Below are 17,996 nucleotides of genomic sequence, written 5' to 3'. Positions count from 1 at the left end.
CTGCAGGACAAGCTGCTTGGCCTGGTGCGCTCATCGGGTGCTGTGTTCATTCTGGATGGCAAGCGGCATGTACTCGGCGATACGCCCCCGATGGCGATGGTTGAGCGCTTGCTCGATGTCTTGCGTGATCGCCCCCTTGCGACGGTTTTCCACACTGACGACTTGCGCCAGTTGCTCAGTGAGCTTGGCAGTCCGCTCGCGCCGGATGAGCCCTTCACTGGTGGGGTACTAATTGCCCCGCTGGACCGGAAAACCAGAAATTTCGTCATATGGTTTCGCCCGGGTCTGCTGCGCACCCTGCGCTGGGCGGGCAAACCGGACAAGACGGTAGTGGTGGATGCTGCGGGTGTGCACCTGTCCCCCCGCAAGTCGTTCGAGACCTGGGTTGAAACTTACCACGACAAGTCGTTGGCCTGGTCCCAGGTGGAAATCGTCGCGGCGAATTCGCTATCGCTTGCTCTGATCGAACTGATGGCCCATAAAGCCCTCGAAACGAGCGAAGAGAGCTATCGGCTGTTGGCCGAAAACTCCACTGATATGATCGCGCGCCTCGATTTCAACGGCTACTTCCGCTTCGCCTCTCCAGCATGTCAGGAACTGCTAGGGCGCGACAGTGCTCAGCTTGTCGGTATGCCGTTGGCCGCGGTGTTCGACGAGGGCGTGGTTGCCGAGCAAGGCTTGCTGGCGGGCCTGAAGTCTCTAGGCGCCGTGGTGACCCGAGTCGTGCGCGGGACTCGTCCAGATGCACGGCCCTTATGGGTCGAGGCTACCTTGCGGCATACGCTAGGCAGTCGCGGCGAGAACGAAATCCTGCTGAACGCACGCGACGTCACTCAGCGCTACAATTACCAGCTGGCGATCGAGGATGTTCATCGGCGCAATACCCAGATCATGGAGGCCGCTGGCGAGGGCTTGGTCAGCCTGGATAAACAGGGGCTCATTGTCTACGCCAACGAAATGGCCGTAAAGATGTTGGGGCGCAACGAGGATCGCTTGGTCGGAGTTCATTGCCGCCAGGTCTTTCGATGGGCTGATGAGACTTCCATCGCTGACTGCGGCCAGGCCGAGTGCCCCATGCTCTCCACGCTGCGTGATGGCGAGTCACGCCAAGGGATACGAGGCCTGGTCGGGTATGGGGACGGGGCGTCATGGTTGGCGGAGTACGTCTGTACCCCTCTGGTCGATAATCACCACATTGTCGGGTGTGTGGTGGTGTTCAGTCAGTCTGGTCAGCCGCTATTGCTCGGGCAGGCGGCGGCCACCAAGGTGATCCTTGATCAGGCGCTCGAAGCGGTGATGGTGACCGACCCGGCCAGCCGCATCACCTCAGTCAATCGGGCCTTTAGTGAAATAACCGGCTTTTCAGCTGCGGAGGCCATCGGCAGTACCCCCAAGATTCTCAAGTCCGGGGTCCACACGCCGCATTTTTATCAGGAACTCTGGCGCGTGCTAAAAGACAAGCGGCGCTGGGCCGGGGAAATCTGGAACCGCCGCAAGAATGGCGAAATCTACCCGCAGTGGGGCAGTCTCTCGGCCATTCTCAATGCCGCAGGTGAGGTGCAGAACTATGTTGCCGTGTTCTCCGACATTTCGAAGGCCAAGCAGACTGAGGAAAAGCTTTACCACTTGGCCAACCACGATGCCCTCACCGGCTTGCCCAATCGGCTGCATTTTACCGACAAGCTGCTGCAACTCCTCGAGCGCAGCAAACAGCGTGGCAAAGGGACTGCGGTGGTGTTTATCGACCTCGATCGCTTCAAAATCATCAATGACACCTTGGGGCATGCGATCGGTGACAGCTACCTGAAGGCCGTTTCCGAGCGACTGTTGGCATCCATCCGCAAGCAGGATGTGTTGGCACGCTGGGGCGGTGATGAGTTCATCCTGGCAATGGAGGACGTCAGTGATCGCCAGGCAATTGGCGCTGCCATGACGCGTATGCTGAATCAGTTGGCCGAGCCGATCTACCTGGCGGGGCATGAACTTCTACCGAGCGCGAGCATTGGCATCAGCCTCTATCCGGATGACGGCAACCGAACTGCCGAACTCATCAAGGCGGCCGATACCGCGATGTACTGCGCCAAGACGCGGCGTAACTGCTTCGAGTTCTATGCTGAAGACATGGCCATGTTAGCGGACATGAGCATGAAGCTGACGCTGACCAGCGAATTGCGCCATGCCCTGCAAGAGCATCAGTTCTTCCTGGTGTACCAACCCCAAGTTGACCCAGAGAAAGGCATCGTCCGTGGCGTGGAGGCTCTGGTGCGCTGGCAGCATCCGCAACGGGGTGCCCAGGCGCCCGCGACCTTCCTGCCCTTGATCGAAGAGCTGGGACTGATGGAAGAACTCGGTGTTTGGGTGTTGGCCGAGGCGTGTCGGCAGATGAAGGCATGGACTGACCAAGGGGTTTCGATACCCAGAGTTGCGGTGAACGTGGCGCCGTCGCAATTGAATGACGCCTTTGTCGCCACAGTGGCACGGGTCATTGCTGAAACGGGGATCGCCCCACAGCAACTGGAGCTGGAAATAACCGAGGGGACTCTGGAGTCAGGGGAACTTGCGCGCCGGATCACTGGCGGGCTGCGTGGCCTTGGCGTGCTGCTGTCCATCGACGATTTCGGTACCGGCTACTCGTCGCTTTCCCATCTCAAGTTGTTTCCCATTACCTGCTTCAAGATCGATAAATCCTTTATCGACGGAGTGCCTGGCGATGAAGATGATGTCGCCATCGTACGCACCATTCTGGCCTTAGGTACTATCTTCAAATTGGAAGTAGTGGCGGAGGGGGCAGAGACGGCGGAGCAGGTGGCGTTTCTGCGGGCAGAAGGGGTGAGGAGTATTCAGGGCTATTTCTACGCCCGACCTATGCCCCCTTTGCAGCTCCAAGCCTGGATGGCTGAACAATCCATGGACGCGGTACCGCTCTTATAACGGCCAAGCGCTGGTGCTCGGCACTCCGGTGCCGAAGCGGCGATCACAACTGAGTAATTTCGAAGAAGTACCCGATTTTTTGGCTTCTGGCTTCCCATACGTAGCGGATGTGTTTGCCCTGCACAGGTATGGATACTGCTGGAGGGCGGAAGGCGGCTATGCACTCATGCCCACTGGCGCGAACGCTGTTGTACAGGAGCCCCCACGATTTCCCCTCGCGGAGCTTTTTGGCAAATGCTTGTGCGGAACTATAGTTGGCAGGATCAGGGTCATGCAGGTGAGCAAAGCCTGCGCGAATATCGTGCATCGGCTTGACGACCTTGTTCACGTACGTGCGCATGGTCAGCTCTACATCGGGTTCATTGGTCGCCGCGAGGAATCGTTCCTGGTGGAAGCTGGTCTCGGCGATGGCAGCGCTTTGACTGCTGGCCGCGTAGTAGAGACCGAACGTTCCATCGGTGAACCGGCTGACCTTTCCTATATGCGTGAACGCGGCCATAACAGGCGTTGAACCGTGCCCGGATACTCGGTCTTCAGGGGCTACCCGGCTGATAAGGCCAACCTCTTCGGCCAGGCGGTCATTGGTCAGAGACTCCAGTGCATACGCCATTTGCAGCTCAGCAGGATCGAGGATGTCTTCGAAGAGGGTGATCGGTGGGAACGAACTGCTGATCACTCGGTAAGCACTGTCCCAAACGGGTATCTCCAACTTTTCAGCCATTATCCGCGCACCCCATCCAGATAACGGCGGACATCTGCAATATCGACCACACGGCCGGCAAGCATGTATTTCAGCGCGGTCTGACCGTTGAAGGGGGCCGCCGTGTTCGGACTATTGACCCAGGCATACACGCGGTCGCGGTTGTTGCTGAAGATGATGCTGAGCGCCTTGTGGATGCCCATCAGGTAAGAAATACGCTCCAGCGTATCGTGCGGCAGCCGCACGCTTGGAATGCGTCGGTATTTGTAAAAGGTCGTGGTGCTGATTGCCCCCAACAACGCACGTTGCTGATCGGCTGAGCAGTTCCAGTGTTCCATGAGGCCGAAAAAAAATTTCAGCGCAACCCGCCCAGCCTCTGGGCTATCAATGTCATTAGTAGCGCTATGGGCGTGGTTTGCCGTGACCATGAGGATTCTCCTGAGAGATAAATGACTAATCCCAGTGTATTACGCATGCGAAAATAAACAAGAACTTCGTTCGTATGCGTAAAAACTTGGCGGGTGACTGGGTTGAGTCAGCTAGCCAGATCACCCTCAAGGATTAACTCAACGACTTCATCCTCCATCAGACGCAGAGATGCCGGCTGATCGATAGGGCTTTGAAACCTTTCCACATGCCATTTTCCAACGGAGTACGGGTGCCATATTCCAAAAGAGCTATCTCCTTATGGATAGTTCCCTCGCCGCCCGCTTGTAATACCGTTGGCGTCACGGTGAGTGACTCCCCTCGGCCTTTCGAGTGCAGGAGCCTGCGGTGAGAAAATGCGTCCCCGTTGGCTGGAGAATGGCTAACCATTTAGTGCATGACCTGCGACCGAGCACGGGCCATGCACGTCAATAGTCCTGCATTAAGGAGTAGTCGCCAATGTGGTTCAGAGATGCCTCCAAAGAGCTGGTCGGTGACCTGACTCGCCTGCTGACCCAACTGCTCTCAGAAGAGCCGGTTGAAGTGAGCCCGCATTCAGGCCTGAGGCGCTACCCTGATCTGCTCAGCTCCTGCCAACGGTTAACCCAACACTTACAGGACCAGTTGCAGTTGCGGAATCAGGCGCGCGCCGTGCCTCCGGCGCCCTGTAACGCCGAGCAATACCAACAGTTGCACCTGCAACTGAGCGACGCCGAGCGGCAACGCCAGCAACTAGAGCAGGAGTTGAAGGAATGCCGCGCCCAACTGGCTGTCGACGCCATCAGACAGGTGAGCTGGCAACAGGACGAGCAAGCCTGGGAACTCACCAAGCAGACCCTGACTGAAGGCTGCTGGGACCTCACTGTGGTCAACGGCGATGCCGATCACCCAAATAACCTGATCCGTTGGTCCGACCAGTTCCTCAATCTGATTGGCTACAGCCGTACGGAATTCGCCGATGGCTGGGACAGTTTCTTTGCGGTCGCACATCCACAGGACCTGAAGAAAGTCATGCAAGTGTTCGGCGACTACATCGCCGATGCCAAAGGTCAATCAGCTTATGTTGTCGAGTACCGCATGCGTCACAAGACTCGCGGGGAAATCTGGTATCGCGAGCGTGGTCGTTGTCTGCGCGATAGCGGTGGCGTGCTGGTAAGGGTGATTGGAGCGGTACGCGACATCAGTGATGAAAAGGCTGCCGAAGCGTTGCGTGCCCGCGAGCAAAGTAGCATTCAGAACACCTATGGGCAGATATCCCAAGTCGCCGGGGCGATCAAGGGAATAGCGGAGCAGACCAACCTGTTGGCACTGAATGCCGCTATCGAAGCCGCTCGCGCTGGCGATCAGGGTCGTGGTTTTGCCGTGGTTGCCGACGAGGTACGTAACCTGGCCAAGCGCACCCAAGAGTCAGTACAGAAAATCCAGACCATGCTCCAGTAGTACAACTTGATGGCCCTGCGAGCGCGGGCTGTGCAGGGCAGGGGGCACGTCGAAAACTGCAGGTTAGCCAGGATGCTGCTGAAGGTAAGCCGCGCCTTCTTGAGATCAATCCACACGACTCAGGTCGTATCGGATATGCCCAAAAAACCGGTACGAATTTACCAGGAACTTTCACTGCCCGCCGTCCTGGCCTGCCCGAGCCCGTTACAAATTGGCGCAATAATGTTCGGGTAAAAGCGATCTTGGTTGCTGTGCCAGTAACCCTTTAACACTAAGATGTCCACGCTTCAGTAAGGGTGCTTTGTGCAGAGCGTGGAGTGACCCGATGAAGGTGCCGGCGCCAGGCGCGAACGCGAGTCGGCCATCATGATGGTGCAGTGTTATCCCACTCGAAAATCGTCCAGGCCTGACTCTGCCCGAAGGGTGGAATGCACAACTGGCACTGCCTTCGCTGTAGGTTCTTCCTGCCTTTTGACATGTGCTCATGTCATTGAGGGGATGGACGACTTACCTATCACTTCCTTCGATGGGCGCTTCAAGGCCGAGCCCGTCATCGTCGATCTTAAAAACGATATTGGAGCATTCACGTGAGCCTCTAGCGTCTCCGTCGGCGTAATTATTTGGATCGAATCGATGGAAAGCATTGCCGTAGCCCATGAACCATCGTTGATGAGTGCCGATCTTCTACGCGGCCGCCTTGATGTGAATATTGAGTCTTCTTCCTTTCCTCCTCAGTCCCTTTTTGGATTTGCGGAGAGACGTAATCCCAAGAGGGCATTCCTTTTTGTATCGCGAGTTCTTGGCCGGCATATACCTGCCCGGCCATCACTGATGGTGGAAAGCTTCGAGGACCTGGCTGCTAAAATCCCTGCGGATCTACCGGGCCCGGTGTTGGTGATAGGTATGGCTGAAACCGCGGTTGGCCTCGGGGCGGGCGTCCATCGTGCCTATAGCTCGACACGGCCGGATACGATGTACATCGTCAGTACCCGTCATCCACTGGGCACCGGGTTATTCGCTCGCTTCGAAGAGGAGCATAGCCATGCCAGTGCTCACCTGGTCCATCTTCCGCTCGACCCGGTTATCCGGGAAATGATGCTCAATGCTCGCTCAGTGGTGCTGTGCGACGATGAAGCATCGACCGGGAAGACATTCATCAATCTTCATCGCGCGCTTGTCGATGCCGGGCTTTCTAAGGTGGAGCGTGTTGTCACTTGCGTCCTCACCGACTGGTCGGCTGGATCGGTACGTGCCGCAATGGGTCCAACGGTAGAGCAAGTGTCTCTGCTGCAGGGGTCCTACACCTTCACCGAGGACAAGAATGCCCCGTTGCCAGAGATGCCGGATGTCGGCGCAGTAGCAATCGGTGATTGGCCGCTCATTCCGGCTAACGATTGGGGGCGGCTTGGTGTTCTCCGCGTAGAGGACACCCTCGCTCCGGGCATTCAGATAAAGCCGGGGGAGTGCGTTCTGGTTGTCGGGACGAGTGAGTTTGTGTGGCGGCCGTTTCTGCTGGCGGAACGACTGGAGCAAGCCGGTGCGGATGTTCATTTCAGCTCGACGAGTCGCTCGCCTATTGCTTTGGGACACGCCATCGATCATGCGCTGAGCTTTTCGGATAATTATGGTCTGGGCATTCCCAACTTTCTCTACAACGTACGGCCTGGTCAGTTTGATCGCGTCCTCATCTGTACCGAGACGCCTGCGCACTCTGTGCCCGCAGAGTTGATTCAAGCGCTTGGCGCAGAGGTGATTGTTGATGCGCAATAATCGCCCGTTGGTCTTTGCCGACCTGGATGACACGCTCTTCCAGACGACTCGTAAAATGCCAGCGGGGGCCGAGCGTCACCCGGCGACGTACGACATTAGCGGCGAGCCTAATGGCTTCATGAGCGCAACGCAGAAAATGTTGCTCGAGTGGCTTCTAGGTACTGCCGATGTCGTTCCCGTGACCGCACGCAGTGTAGAAGCCTACAGCCGAGTGAAGATTCCGTTCACCTCCGGGGCGATATGCTCCCACGGTGGAGTCATCCTGGGGCAATCCGGTGAGGTTGATCGAGACTGGCACGCCCACATGGCCGAAACCCTTAGCGACTTTCAGACCCGACTTCCGGACCTGAGTGCCACAACATTGTCCATCGGACAGGAACTTGGGTTCTCATTGCGAGGCTGGGTCGTTGATGAAGCGGATCTACAGCACTACGTCGTGATCAAGCACAACGAGTCTGACGATGCCGTGCTGGCCAAGGTCTGCGCTGAAGTCCAGGCCCGCGGTATGTTGGAGGGCATGCACATTCATGGCAATGGCAACAACTTGGCGTTTCTTCCGAACGGGTTGTCCAAACGGTTCGCTGTTGAAGAGTGGCTGCGCCGAGATCGGGCTATCCACGGTGAGCGACTAGTGATCGGTCTTGGTGACAGCATTACTGATCTGGGCTTCATGGATGCTTGCAATTTTTGGGGTACGCCCGCGCGTAGCCAGTTGGCCAAAGCGGTGGGCGGGCTTCTCCATGCATGACGCCATCCGCTCATTGGCAACGGTCGGTTGCGGGAGCTATGAATGTGGCGACGTCCATTTTCTGCTCAAGCCCGTGAGCATCGAAGTGACCGACGTCCACGAAAAGGAACGTCTGATACAGTCCCGGCTCAAGCACTACTCCGAGATGATTAGTCACGAGAGTGCGCCTACCGCCCTGCATAAGGCTTTGTACGAGAAAGCTCTGCTGCAAAACGGCGCGCGTATGGCGGGTGACGTCCAGGCGCTGGCGCTGGCACTTAATGATTTGCACACCGGCCCGACCATTGCGCTGGTCTCCTTTGTCCGTGCGGGGTTGCCACTGGGCGTGCTGCTACGCCGCGCTCTGCTGGATCAGGGGCGTGATGCGCACCATTACGGCATCAGCATCGTGCGCGACCGTGGTATCGACATGACGGCGCTTGAGGCGATCATTCAGGCCCACGGAGCCGAGAACATTGTCTTCGTTGACGGCTGGACCGGGAAGGGCGCCATTTCTGGTGAAATTCGTCGCAGTCTCGCCGGCGACGCACGCTTTCCTGTTGACCCCCGATTGGTTGTTCTTGCCGATCCTTGTGGGCGGGCGTGGCTGGCAGCGTCAGCCGAAGACTGGGTCATCCCGTCGGGGATACTTGGCGCAACGGTGTCTGGTCTTGTCTCCCGATCAATCTGGCCCACCCACGGCGGGCTGCATGGCTGCGTTGTGTACGACCACCTGCACGACCATGACGTCACGCGCCCCTTCATTGAGCAGATCAACGACCTGCGCAAGAACGTGGGTGTGCGATATACAGCAACTCCCTGGACATCTTCAGAGCAGGGCGCCTTACAGGTTGCGGCGGCCGCAGTGGTGGACCGGCTCGCCCAGCGATTTGATATCTCAAATTTAAATCGAGTGAAACCCGGGATTGCCGAGGCTACCCGGGCAGTACTCCGCCGTGTTCCTGACCATGTACTTGTCAGAGATCGCAGTGACCAGGACGTGCAGTTGTTGTTGCATCTCACGGAGCGAGCGGGTGTTCCGGTTGAAGAGGTGGGAAGCGATCTAGGTCCATACAGGGCTGTGACAATCATCCGGAGTGTAAGCGAATGAGGACGATCTCGGCTTACGCCCTTGGCGCGACCCTCTACATGCCGGCTACACGCGGCGACATCCTTGATGTTGTGTTCCGCGAGAAACTCCCTGAACTGCGATCACTGGTTGTTTGCCTTGAAGATGCCGTCGCGGACATTGACGTCGATCAGGCGCTTCAAAATCTGCACCTATTGCTTACCCGCATCCACGAACGAGGTGGTCTGCCGGTAGATGCTCCGCTGCTTTTCGTCCGTCCGCGTGACGCTGAAATGGCGGCTGTTCTGAACGACTGGCCTTTGATGCAGCACGTAAACGGTCTTGTTGTCCCAAAGTTGACGATGGGCAACCTGTTCGAGTGGGAGAACGCCGTCACCAATCCGTGCATGCTATTGATGCCGACCCTGGAGACCGCTGACGTTTTCAACCCGAGTGCGATGGTCGAGCTTGGCCAGGCCCTGCGTGAGTCGCTTCACGAACGGATCATCGCCTTGCGAATCGGTGGCAATGACTTAATGGGGTGCCTTGGCCTGCGCCGGAACCCGGTGACGACGCTTTACGCAACGCCCATGGGTTACGTCATCCCTATGCTTACGGGCGTTATGGGCTCCCTCGGCTTTGCTTTGACCGCCCCGGTTTTTGAGCAGTTGGCGACTCCGCAATTGCTCCAGGACGAGTTGGAGTTAGATATCGCTCATGGACTGGTTGGGAAAACGGCCATTCATCCCAGCCAGATTAACCTTATTCAGGACGCCCTTCGCGTATCCCTTGATGACTTGAACAGCGCTCGCTTGATCTGCAGCGACTTGGCTCCCGCGGTCTTCAAACACAACGATGTCATGTGTGAACCCGCGACCCATTACAAGTGGGCAACCAGTATCCTGGCGCGTGCCAAATGGCATGGCGTCACGCCGCAGGTGAGCGGCGCTAGTGAAAGCCCTGTTCGGCTGGCTGAGCGTGTCAGATGAGCCGAGCAGCACTTAGCCGTTAGAGTCAGCCGATACTCACGCCATGAGCTTCCGCCAGTGGTTTCAATCCACCAACGAACCCTTGGCCAATGGCCTTGAACTTGAACTCCTCGCCGCTGCGATACAACTCACCAAAAATCATGGCGGTTTCGGTGGAGGCATCTTCAGACAGGTCGTAGCGAGCCAACTCTTTGCCATCTGCCTTATTCACAACGCGGATAAAGGCGTTCGAAACTTGGCCAAAGCTTTGTTTCCGCGCTTCAGCATCATGGATGGTGACTGCGAATACCAGCTTCTTGACTGCGGCAGCTAGACCATTGAGTTTAACGGTGGCTTGCTCATCATCACCGTCGCCAGCACCTGAGCGGTTATCACCCAGGTGCTCGACCGAACCGTCAGTCGACTTTTTGTTGTTATAGAAAATGAAGCTATTGTCGTCGAGTACCTTGCCACTCTCACCCACAATAAAAATGGATGCGTCCAGGTCGAACTCCGTTCCGTCAGTGACGCGAGGGTCCCACCCCAGACCGACGATGACTTCCGTCAGGCCTGGAGCCTCTTTGGAGAGCGAAACATTACCGCCTTTCTGCAGACTTACAGCCATGATTGAATCCTTGTGCTGATGAGTTTGAATAAATCAGAAGTTCATGCCATAGGAGTTGGCCAATGCTTTCAGGCCACCCGCATAACCTTGACCCACTGCGCGGAACTTCCATTCGCCATTGCTGCGGTACAACTCAGCGAACACCATTGCGGTCTCGGTAGAGGCGTCTTCAGCAAGGTCGTAGCGAACGATTTCAACGCCGGACAACTCGTTGACGATACGGATGAAGGCTCCACCCACTTGGCCGAAGTTCTGTTTGCGTAATTCAGCATCATGGATGGTAACGACGAACACCAACTTGTCGACATCGACGGGTACATGGCTCAGGTCGATTTTGATGCTTTCGTCGTCGCCATCACCGGCACCGGTACGGTTGTCTCCCGTGTGCTCGACCGAACCATCTGTTGATGCTTTTTGGTTGTAGAAAATGAAGTCCGCTTCACTGCGAACTTTACCGTTTGCACCCAGCAGCATCGCGCTGGCATCCAGGTCGAACTCTGTGCCATCGGTAGCGCGAGGGTCCCAGCCAAGACCAACCACAATCTTCGTCAACGAAGGGTCGGTTTTGGAGAGAGAGAGATTGCCGCCTTTTTGAAGTGTCAGTGCCATTGAGTTAATACGCCTTGTGGTAAGTGTTTGTGCTTAAGCTTTTTCAGGTTCTTCTTTGCCTGGGAACATCAGACTTGCAACGACACCGATTGCCAACACGACCATGACGATCATGAGGCTGGTGTTGGGGTCGATGGTGTAACCATGGTGGAACAGGTGGTTGGTCGCGTTCAGACCGAGTTTCGCTGCGATGAAGAACAGCAGTGCAATGACTGATTTTTCCAGGTGAACGAGGTAGCGCTTTAAGGCTTCAAGGACGAAGTACATGGTCCGCAGACCTAATATCGCAAACAGCATTGCCGAATAGACGATCAAGGGTTCGCGACTCACCGCAATGACGGCGGGCACCGAGTCGAACGCAAACAGGACATCGGAGATTTCAGTCACGACAACACACAAAAAGAGTGGAGTGGCGAACAGTGCGCCTTTGCCCACTAAAGTCATGCCTTTGTTTTCCGGATTTTTAAGTTCTGTTTCCAGCTCGGTACGGCGTACGAAGAATCGGTCACCGTGCAACTTCGGCCACACAGGGAACAGTTTTTTGGCAAAGCGATAAGCCATGTGTTGGGAGTAATCCACTTCTTCCTCGTTATCACCGCCTGCTCTGAGCATCATGACTGCTGTCCAGGCCACAACGAGAGCAAACACCACCTCGACCCATGGGCCGAACGCAAGCAGGCCTGTGCCGATGGCAACGAAGATCAAACGGAACACAATGGCGCCCATGATTCCCCAATAGAGGACGCGATGACGCAAGACATTGGGGATTTTGAACCAGGCGAAAATAGCCATGAACACGAACAGATTGTCCACGCTCAGGACTTTTTCCAGTGCATACCCCGTCACGAACAGGGTCGCAATGGTTGGGCCATGTTCGACGTAAAGGAAGCCGGCAAAGCCTAGCGAGATGACTATCCAGAACACTGACCAGACGGAGGCGTTGAGTAATGTAACTGGCTTATTACCGCGGTGGGTCAGCATGTCGATGAGCATGGCACTAAGTGCCAGCCCGACAAAAACCGCCATCGTCAGCGGGGGGGAATCCGAGATTCGTAGTTTCCACAATACCGCCCCTTAAAGATCGAAATTAGCTGGATTCAAACCCAACTCGTTACAAATGAGGCGGCACATAGCCTGTTCTTTCTCGTCAAAACTACCGTCTGCTCCCCCGATCGCGCAGCAGACACGGACCAGCAGGCGCGCGGCATCTTCTTTTTTACGGATTTTAGCGATCGTTTTAAGCGCTTCTGCTTTCCCGATTTGATAGTCAAATTCAAATTTTGAGCAAACATCCTGAAATGACTTGATCACATCCTTCAGGTCAAACACCTTCAATTCCTGAGAGTTCTGGATATAACCGGTCATCTTCAGTTTTTCTTCTGCACTGATATCGCCGTCGGCGGCAGAGACCAAGGCGCAGCCTGCGACAACCGCATCCATGAACTCGCGGTTCTTGAATTTAGTGACTTCAGACGCGAGTTTGTCGCGGGCTGTTGCAGCATTAGTTTTCAACCAACCAAGCATGACCATTTCTCCCAAAAGCGAGACTGAGTAAGCCTCGCAAGTAACATTAGTTATTTAGAACCGGCCGCCCAGCGCATGCCCCAGCCATAGACCTTGTCCATCGCACTGTGGCCTTTGTGAAAGTCCACACAGCGGGTGACCTTGATGGTGCCGTTTTCATTTTCGAGCAGCGCAATAGCGCACATCCCGTGGCGGCCTCCTTCCTCGTTGAGGCGCACTTCAATCGGCGGTTGGTTCGGGATAGAGATGACCACAACCCCGCCGGTTTCTTTCCAGTTTGGTGCGCCTTCGTAAATGAAGGCGTACACCAGAATGCGGCGTATCTCTTTCCACTGCTGGCCATTGATGTGCAGCCATTCACCATCACTGACTGAGCCAGTGCGGTCATCGCCCATCAGTTGAATAAAGGGCTCACTGCCGAGATTGCCAAAGGAATTACCCAGCGCCTGAACCGCGCCTTTCTGGCCATTTTGCAATTCGTACAGACAGCCGACATCAAGGTCGATAGCGTTGTTTTTCCTCGAGAAAAATCCGCCACCAGGGGGTGCGTGATTCCAGTTCAGGTTGACTTTTATTTCGCCAAAATCGCCATTGCCTTTTTCCAGGCTGATCGTCGATCGTGACTTGTCCAGAGTGATTTTGCTCAGGCTGACACTCGGCTTTACGGCGGCGGGTGGCGCTGCCGTGGGCGTGGGCGGGGCAGCAACGGACGTAGACGTCGGGGCTGCGATCTCGACACCAAAATGCTTGGCCAAGGGTTCCAGCCCGCCCGCAAAACCCTGGGCTACGCAGCGAAATTTCCAGCTCCCCTGACGACGATAAAACTCACCCAGGATCAGGGCGGTTTCCTTCATTCCGGTCGTCGGGATTACGACGTCTATTCCGCCGGTCACGCTTAGCGAAAGGTGAGAGACACTGTCAAAACTGGCTTTGTTTTCATAGAGGGTTGCGGTCAGTGCGATTTTTTCAACCGCAGGCTCGAGACGACTCAGGTCGAGCATAAAAACTGCACGCCCGGACGAAGTGTCAGTCATTTGCACTGCACCCCCGGTAACGCTCGTCTGACCGTAAAAGCACATATCCTGATCACCGCGGACCTTGCCGCTCGCATCGAGAACAAATGCCGAAATATCGACGTCGGCAACCGACAATGCCGAGTAGCTGACCTCAACCGTCAACTGCCCCGTGGTTACCGATGTATTGGCCCCGGGCGCCAGATTGATCATGCGCGCACCGCACTGACGGCCAGAGCGACGAGGTCATCAGCCGTGCGGCCGTTGGTTACTTCACCAATAGCTGTGAAGTTCCAACCTGTGTCGGTGCGTGCGAGGCAGGCCATCACGATACCGGTATGGCGACCTTTCTCAGACAGGTTGAAGCGCGCCAGTTCTTTGTTGTTTCCGGCGTCGACGATGCGGCAGGTGGCGTTTTCGACCTTTTCAAAGGTCTGCCCAGTGAAGGAGTTGACCGTAAACACCAGGAACTGTGCCGCAGCCGGCAATTTGTCCAGTTTGACGTTGATGGTTTCATCATCACCGTCGCCTTCGCCGGTGCGGTTGTCACCCGAATGGGTAATCGAACCGTCTCTGGATTGGAGCTGACGGAACCACACCAGATCCATGGATTTCTTGTTGGCGTCAAGCATGATGCAGGAAGCATCGAGATCGATTTCGTCACTACCTCCGCCCAGTAAACGGCCTATAAAGCCACGAGCTTTTACGGGGTCCCAGCCTAGGCCCAGGCTGACATTTTTAAGGCTGCTACCTGCAGTTTTTTCAAGAGAGATGGATTGGTTTTTTGCCAAAGTAAGTGTCATGTCTACGCTCCTTTTTTGCGTTCGGAATTTGCGTGGTGTGGGCGCCGCTCTTAACCGTCGGGCCAATAAGCACCACACCTGTATCGCAGGCACGGCGTGAAGGTGTATTGCTCGGGGGCGTGTATAAGATCGCTGAATTGGGCAGCCACGAGTCTTGATCGGGCAGTACAAAAAACTGGCGAAGTGTGGCTATCGCGACTGACGGTTACCTTCCGGAATAACCAACCTCATCAATTCCACTTGCAGCCGATGAGGCTCCGGAGTTCGGGCTCGCAACTAGTCTTTCGGAACCATCGCCAGGGAACTGCGGCGTCGCAATAAAGACCTGACGACCGTGACGAGTACTAGCGTTATCAGAGTAAGTGCGGTGAAGAAAAGGGTATTGAAGACGGGGAATGGCTCGGCTCGACTGTCTGTTGGCTCAACCGAGGTAATGTTTGGAAAAACCGAGAATATCTGGATGCGCCAGCCATAGGAGCGGATGAGAGACAACTGTTGGGCGTCACGGGAATAGCCTTGGGCTTTGGCTTGCACGTCGGCAGCATCAAATTTGAAGTACCACGGAAAGCCCCAGCCCGTGTCTTCATTGCGGTACACCACCACCTTCTTGGTGTCCGGGTCTTCGGTATTGATGAAATAGACGTCCCGGGTAGGGCCGTCGGAGGGGTTCTCGGCATTGATCACGCCGTCAGCGTCGATACGCTTCACTTCCACTCCGGTGATCAAGACGACGTCATGTCGAGGCAGGACGTAGTAAAGGCCCAGCGCGCTAACGCCGACCACTACGAAAACAGCCCCTATCACCATCCGCTTAAACCACTTCATGCCATGCTTGCCTTCCTGATTAAGGTTGCGAACCTTGCGCTATTTTCATTTCTGCGGCATGCCGAGATTGTTGCAAAATCAGACAAGCGAGGAATCTGCCGGCCTCAGATATCGTTTTTTCACGCGGAGAGGCTTGGGATTTAAAGTCAAGTCAAGCGTCTGCCGAAGGCACCTGATTTATTGCTTTTTGAGCGGTTTAAAAGGGAGAGAAATCACACCTTTAATTGAGTTCCAGCTGTCCGCTAAAGGCGGCCCGCCCCCGCATTGACTATGCTTCGTCGAGATATCGAACCTCGATGGTTTCCCACAGGGCTGGGGGGCGCAAAAGCGTCAGTAGTGCCAGTCGCATAACGCGGCAAAGGAGCACTCGAAATGGCATCTAGAACAGGTCGGTCCAAAGGCAAAGAGGTCAGCAGTGCCGCTGAAACGCCAGTCGCTGAAACGGCACAAAAAAAAGCGACGAAGAAGGTACCGAAGAGCGGCGTCGGTAAAGCCACTCCAAAGAAAACCGCATCTGCTCGCACTTCCGGGGCTGCTCAGGCGCGCGTACTGAATGTCAGGCCTGACGGGCTGGACTTCCGAGACAGCATGTATATCCCCACCTTGGTGGAGGTCCCGATACGAAGGGAACTCAGCGACTATCAGAAGGCAGCTGTACCTATCCTGGATCAGGGCCACGAGAGCGCCTGTACCGGATACGGCCTTGCGACAGTCGCGCACTATCTCTTGCGTACCCGTAAGTACCAATCTGACCAGACTCGGGTGAGTCCGCAGATGTTCTACGACCTGGCCCGTCGCTACGACGAATGGGCCGGCGTGGACTACGAAGGTTCAAGTTGCCGTGGCGCAATGAAGGGGTGGTACAAACACGGCGTTTGTACGGCAGAGCAATGGCAGTCGAAAAGCAAGGTGCCGGCGCTGACCGAAAAACTTGCGCAGGAGGCGGCATTGCGTCCGTTGGGCGCCTATTTTCGTGTCAATCATACGGATATCGTGGCCATGCACGCCGCGATCGCCGAGGTCGGCGTGTTGTATGCCAGCGCCACTGTACATGCCGGATGGAGCGAAGTCGGCGCTGACGGGTATATCCAGCCATCATCAGAAATCCTCGGAGGCCATGCCTTCGCGATCGTGGCGTATGACCAGGACGGCTTCTGGATTCAGAACTCCTGGGGTGAGGCTTGGGGTCTGGGAGGGTTCGGTCGCGTGCGTTATGACGACTGGCTCACTAACGGGGCGGATGTCTGGGTCGCCCGGCTTGGCGCCCCCATCAACGTGACAGCAGTGGCGCGTATTGCCAGCCCGACAATCGGTACCACAGCGGTGTCTTCCAGTGAGACGCTCAGGGAAATTCGGCCGCATGTCATCAGCATCGGCAATGATGGCGCGCTCGACCCTCGCGGCGACATTGGCACCACGCCCGCCAGTGTGCGCGAAATTCTGGATGTGGACTTTCCGCGAATCACCGAGAAGTGGAACAAAAAGCGCATTGTCGTCTATGCCCACGGCGGGCTCGTCAGCCAGGCCAGCGCAATTGAAACGGTCGCGGGCTATCGACAGACCCTGCTTGATGCAGAGTGCTATCCACTGGCATTTATCTGGAAAACCGACTACTGGACCACCCTGGGCAACATGCTGGCCGATGCAGCCCGGCGTCGGCGCCCCGAAGGCGTGTTGGACGCGACAAAGGACTTCATGCTCGATCGTTTGGACGATGCTCTGGAACCCATTGCGCGCCTGCTGACTGGCAAATCCGAGTGGGATGAAATGAAGCAAAACGCGCTGCTTGCCACCGTCAGTGCTGAGGGTGGTGCACGGGTGGTAGCCGAGGGGCTCGCGGTGCTTGCGAAACAGGGCGTAGAAATCCATCTGGTGGGACACAGCGCCGGGAGCATTTTCCTCGCGCCGCTGGTGCAGTACCTGGTCTCGAAGGGTGCCATGAGTAGTGGTCCGATGGCACGTAGCAGGGTGGAAGGGCTTGGAACAACGGTTGCCAGTTGTCACCTGTGGGCGCCGGCCTGCACCGTGAAGCTTTTCCAGGAGACGTACCTGGAACCCATCAGTGATAAGCGCATTGGGCAGTTCGGCCTGTTTACCCTGACTGACCAGGCCGAACGCGACGACAATTGCGCGCATGTCTACAACAAGTCTCTGCTCTACCTGGTGTCCGATGGCTTCGAGGATCAGGTCCGCATTCCGCTCATTCGTCCCGACGGCGAGCCGATTTTGGGCATGGAGAGTTTCATTCGCAGCGAGCCGGCACTAAGTGGGCTGTTCCAGTCGGGAACAAACGCTGATTGGGTTCGTGCGCCCAATGACCTGCCAAAGGGTAATCAAAGCGCATCCCAGGCGCGGCATCATGGTGACTTTGATAATGATGAGGCCACCGTCCGGGCCACACTGGCTCGCATACTGGGTCAGCGCCAAACGCCCCAGTCAATGGCTATTCCGCAATCAACTTCCGTGCTGGCGCAACGCCGGCGGCAGGTGGACCGGGCGAGCGCAATCGGACGCCGGTAGCTGTCCACAGGCTGCTTGTGTCAGCGCGACTTCAGGGCGTTGAGTC

14 protein-coding genes and 3 pseudogenes are annotated in these 17,996 nt (G+C 56.4%); 8 read left to right on the top strand and 9 right to left on the bottom strand.

Going from position 1 to position 17,996, the window contains the following annotated elements:
• Positions 1-2,931: EAL domain-containing protein (locus tag K0F75_RS10885; RefSeq protein ID WP_219061865.1), on the top strand; the 2,931-nt coding region annotated here is incomplete at its 5' end.
• Between the two features lie 43 nt (positions 2,932-2,974).
• Here the strand turns inward: K0F75_RS10885 and K0F75_RS10880 are convergent.
• Together K0F75_RS10880 and K0F75_RS10875 are read right to left on the bottom strand one after the other, a co-directional pair.
• On the bottom strand, positions 2,975-3,652 hold the full coding sequence (locus K0F75_RS10880; RefSeq protein WP_219061864.1) for an RES family NAD+ phosphorylase: 678 nt from the start codon (positions 3,650-3,652) through the stop codon (positions 2,975-2,977).
• Complete coding sequence (locus K0F75_RS10875; protein ID WP_219061863.1) at positions 3,652-4,059, bottom strand: MbcA/ParS/Xre antitoxin family protein; 408 nt, start codon at positions 4,057-4,059, stop codon at positions 3,652-3,654. The genes K0F75_RS10880 and K0F75_RS10875 overlap by 1 nt, the downstream gene beginning before the upstream one ends.
• 457 nt (positions 4,060-4,516) lie before the next feature.
• Between K0F75_RS10875 and K0F75_RS10870 the strand changes: the two are divergent.
• From K0F75_RS10870 to K0F75_RS10850, 6 genes and pseudogenes are all read left to right on the top strand, one after another.
• Positions 4,517-5,494, top strand: a pseudogene (locus K0F75_RS10870) (PAS domain-containing methyl-accepting chemotaxis protein); the annotation flags it as partial.
• A 68-nt stretch (positions 5,495-5,562) separates the two neighbouring features.
• A pseudogene (locus K0F75_RS26235) lies at positions 5,563-5,766 on the top strand (ATP-grasp domain-containing protein); the annotation flags it as partial.
• A 364-nt stretch (positions 5,767-6,130) separates the two neighbouring features.
• The gene (locus K0F75_RS10865; RefSeq protein WP_219061861.1) at positions 6,131-7,267 is read left to right on the top strand and encodes a phosphoribosyltransferase domain-containing protein; all 1,137 of its coding nucleotides are present in this window, start codon (positions 6,131-6,133) and stop codon (positions 7,265-7,267) included.
• Positions 7,257-8,015 (top strand): trehalose phosphatase, encoded by a 759-nt coding sequence (locus tag K0F75_RS10860; RefSeq protein WP_219061860.1) that lies wholly within the window; start codon positions 7,257-7,259, stop codon positions 8,013-8,015. The genes K0F75_RS10865 and K0F75_RS10860 overlap by 11 nt, the downstream gene beginning before the upstream one ends.
• The gene (locus K0F75_RS10855) at positions 8,008-9,105 is read left to right on the top strand and encodes a cysteine protease StiP family protein (protein WP_219061859.1); all 1,098 of its coding nucleotides are present in this window, start codon (positions 8,008-8,010) and stop codon (positions 9,103-9,105) included. Before K0F75_RS10860 ends, K0F75_RS10855 begins: the two co-directional genes overlap by 8 nt.
• Entirely contained in the window at positions 9,102-10,052 is a 951-nt protein-coding gene (locus K0F75_RS10850; protein WP_219061858.1) for an HpcH/HpaI aldolase/citrate lyase family protein, read from the top strand. The genes K0F75_RS10855 and K0F75_RS10850 overlap by 4 nt, the downstream gene beginning before the upstream one ends.
• A gap of 25 nt (positions 10,053-10,077) precedes the next feature.
• Here the strand turns inward: K0F75_RS10850 and K0F75_RS10845 are convergent, their stop codons facing one another.
• The 7 genes and pseudogenes from K0F75_RS10845 to K0F75_RS10815 form a co-directional block, all read right to left on the bottom strand.
• Positions 10,078-10,656: a TerD family protein gene (locus tag K0F75_RS10845; protein WP_219061857.1), complete on the bottom strand. Its 579-nt coding sequence runs from the start codon at positions 10,654-10,656 to the stop codon at positions 10,078-10,080.
• 33 nt (positions 10,657-10,689) lie between these two features.
• Positions 10,690-11,265, bottom strand: a complete 576-nt coding sequence (locus K0F75_RS10840) for a TerD family protein (RefSeq protein WP_219061856.1) — start codon at positions 11,263-11,265, stop codon at positions 10,690-10,692.
• A 33-nt stretch (positions 11,266-11,298) separates the two neighbouring features.
• Positions 11,299-12,328, bottom strand: a pseudogene (locus tag K0F75_RS10835) (TerC/Alx family metal homeostasis membrane protein).
• 11 nt (positions 12,329-12,339) lie between these two features.
• On the bottom strand, positions 12,340-12,789 hold the full coding sequence (locus tag K0F75_RS10830; RefSeq protein ID WP_219061855.1) for a tellurite resistance TerB family protein: 450 nt from the start codon (positions 12,787-12,789) through the stop codon (positions 12,340-12,342).
• 50 nt (positions 12,790-12,839) lie between these two features.
• Positions 12,840-14,015 carry a TerD family protein gene (locus tag K0F75_RS10825; RefSeq protein ID WP_219061854.1) on the bottom strand — a complete coding sequence of 392 codons (1,176 nt, stop codon included), beginning with the start codon at positions 14,013-14,015 and terminating at the stop codon, positions 12,840-12,842.
• Positions 14,012-14,605: a TerD family protein gene (locus K0F75_RS10820; protein ID WP_219061853.1), complete on the bottom strand. Its 594-nt coding sequence runs from the start codon at positions 14,603-14,605 to the stop codon at positions 14,012-14,014. The genes K0F75_RS10825 and K0F75_RS10820 overlap by 4 nt, the downstream gene beginning before the upstream one ends.
• A 276-nt stretch (positions 14,606-14,881) precedes the next feature.
• Positions 14,882-15,430: a DUF1523 family protein gene (locus K0F75_RS10815; RefSeq protein ID WP_219061852.1), complete on the bottom strand. Its 549-nt coding sequence runs from the start codon at positions 15,428-15,430 to the stop codon at positions 14,882-14,884.
• A 372-nt stretch (positions 15,431-15,802) separates the two neighbouring features.
• Here K0F75_RS10815 and K0F75_RS10810 point away from each other — a divergent pair, with 372 nt between their 5' ends.
• Positions 15,803-17,950: a C1 family peptidase gene (locus K0F75_RS10810; RefSeq protein ID WP_219061851.1), complete on the top strand. Its 2,148-nt coding sequence runs from the start codon at positions 15,803-15,805 to the stop codon at positions 17,948-17,950.
• Positions 17,951-17,996: the final 46 nt, after the last annotated feature.

The sequence above is a fragment of the Pseudomonas sp. UMAB-08 genome (assembly GCF_900095225.1).
In the GTDB taxonomy this organism is placed as follows: domain Bacteria; phylum Pseudomonadota; class Gammaproteobacteria; order Pseudomonadales; family Pseudomonadaceae; genus Aquipseudomonas.
This window is presented reverse-complemented; position numbering and strand designations above follow the sequence as displayed.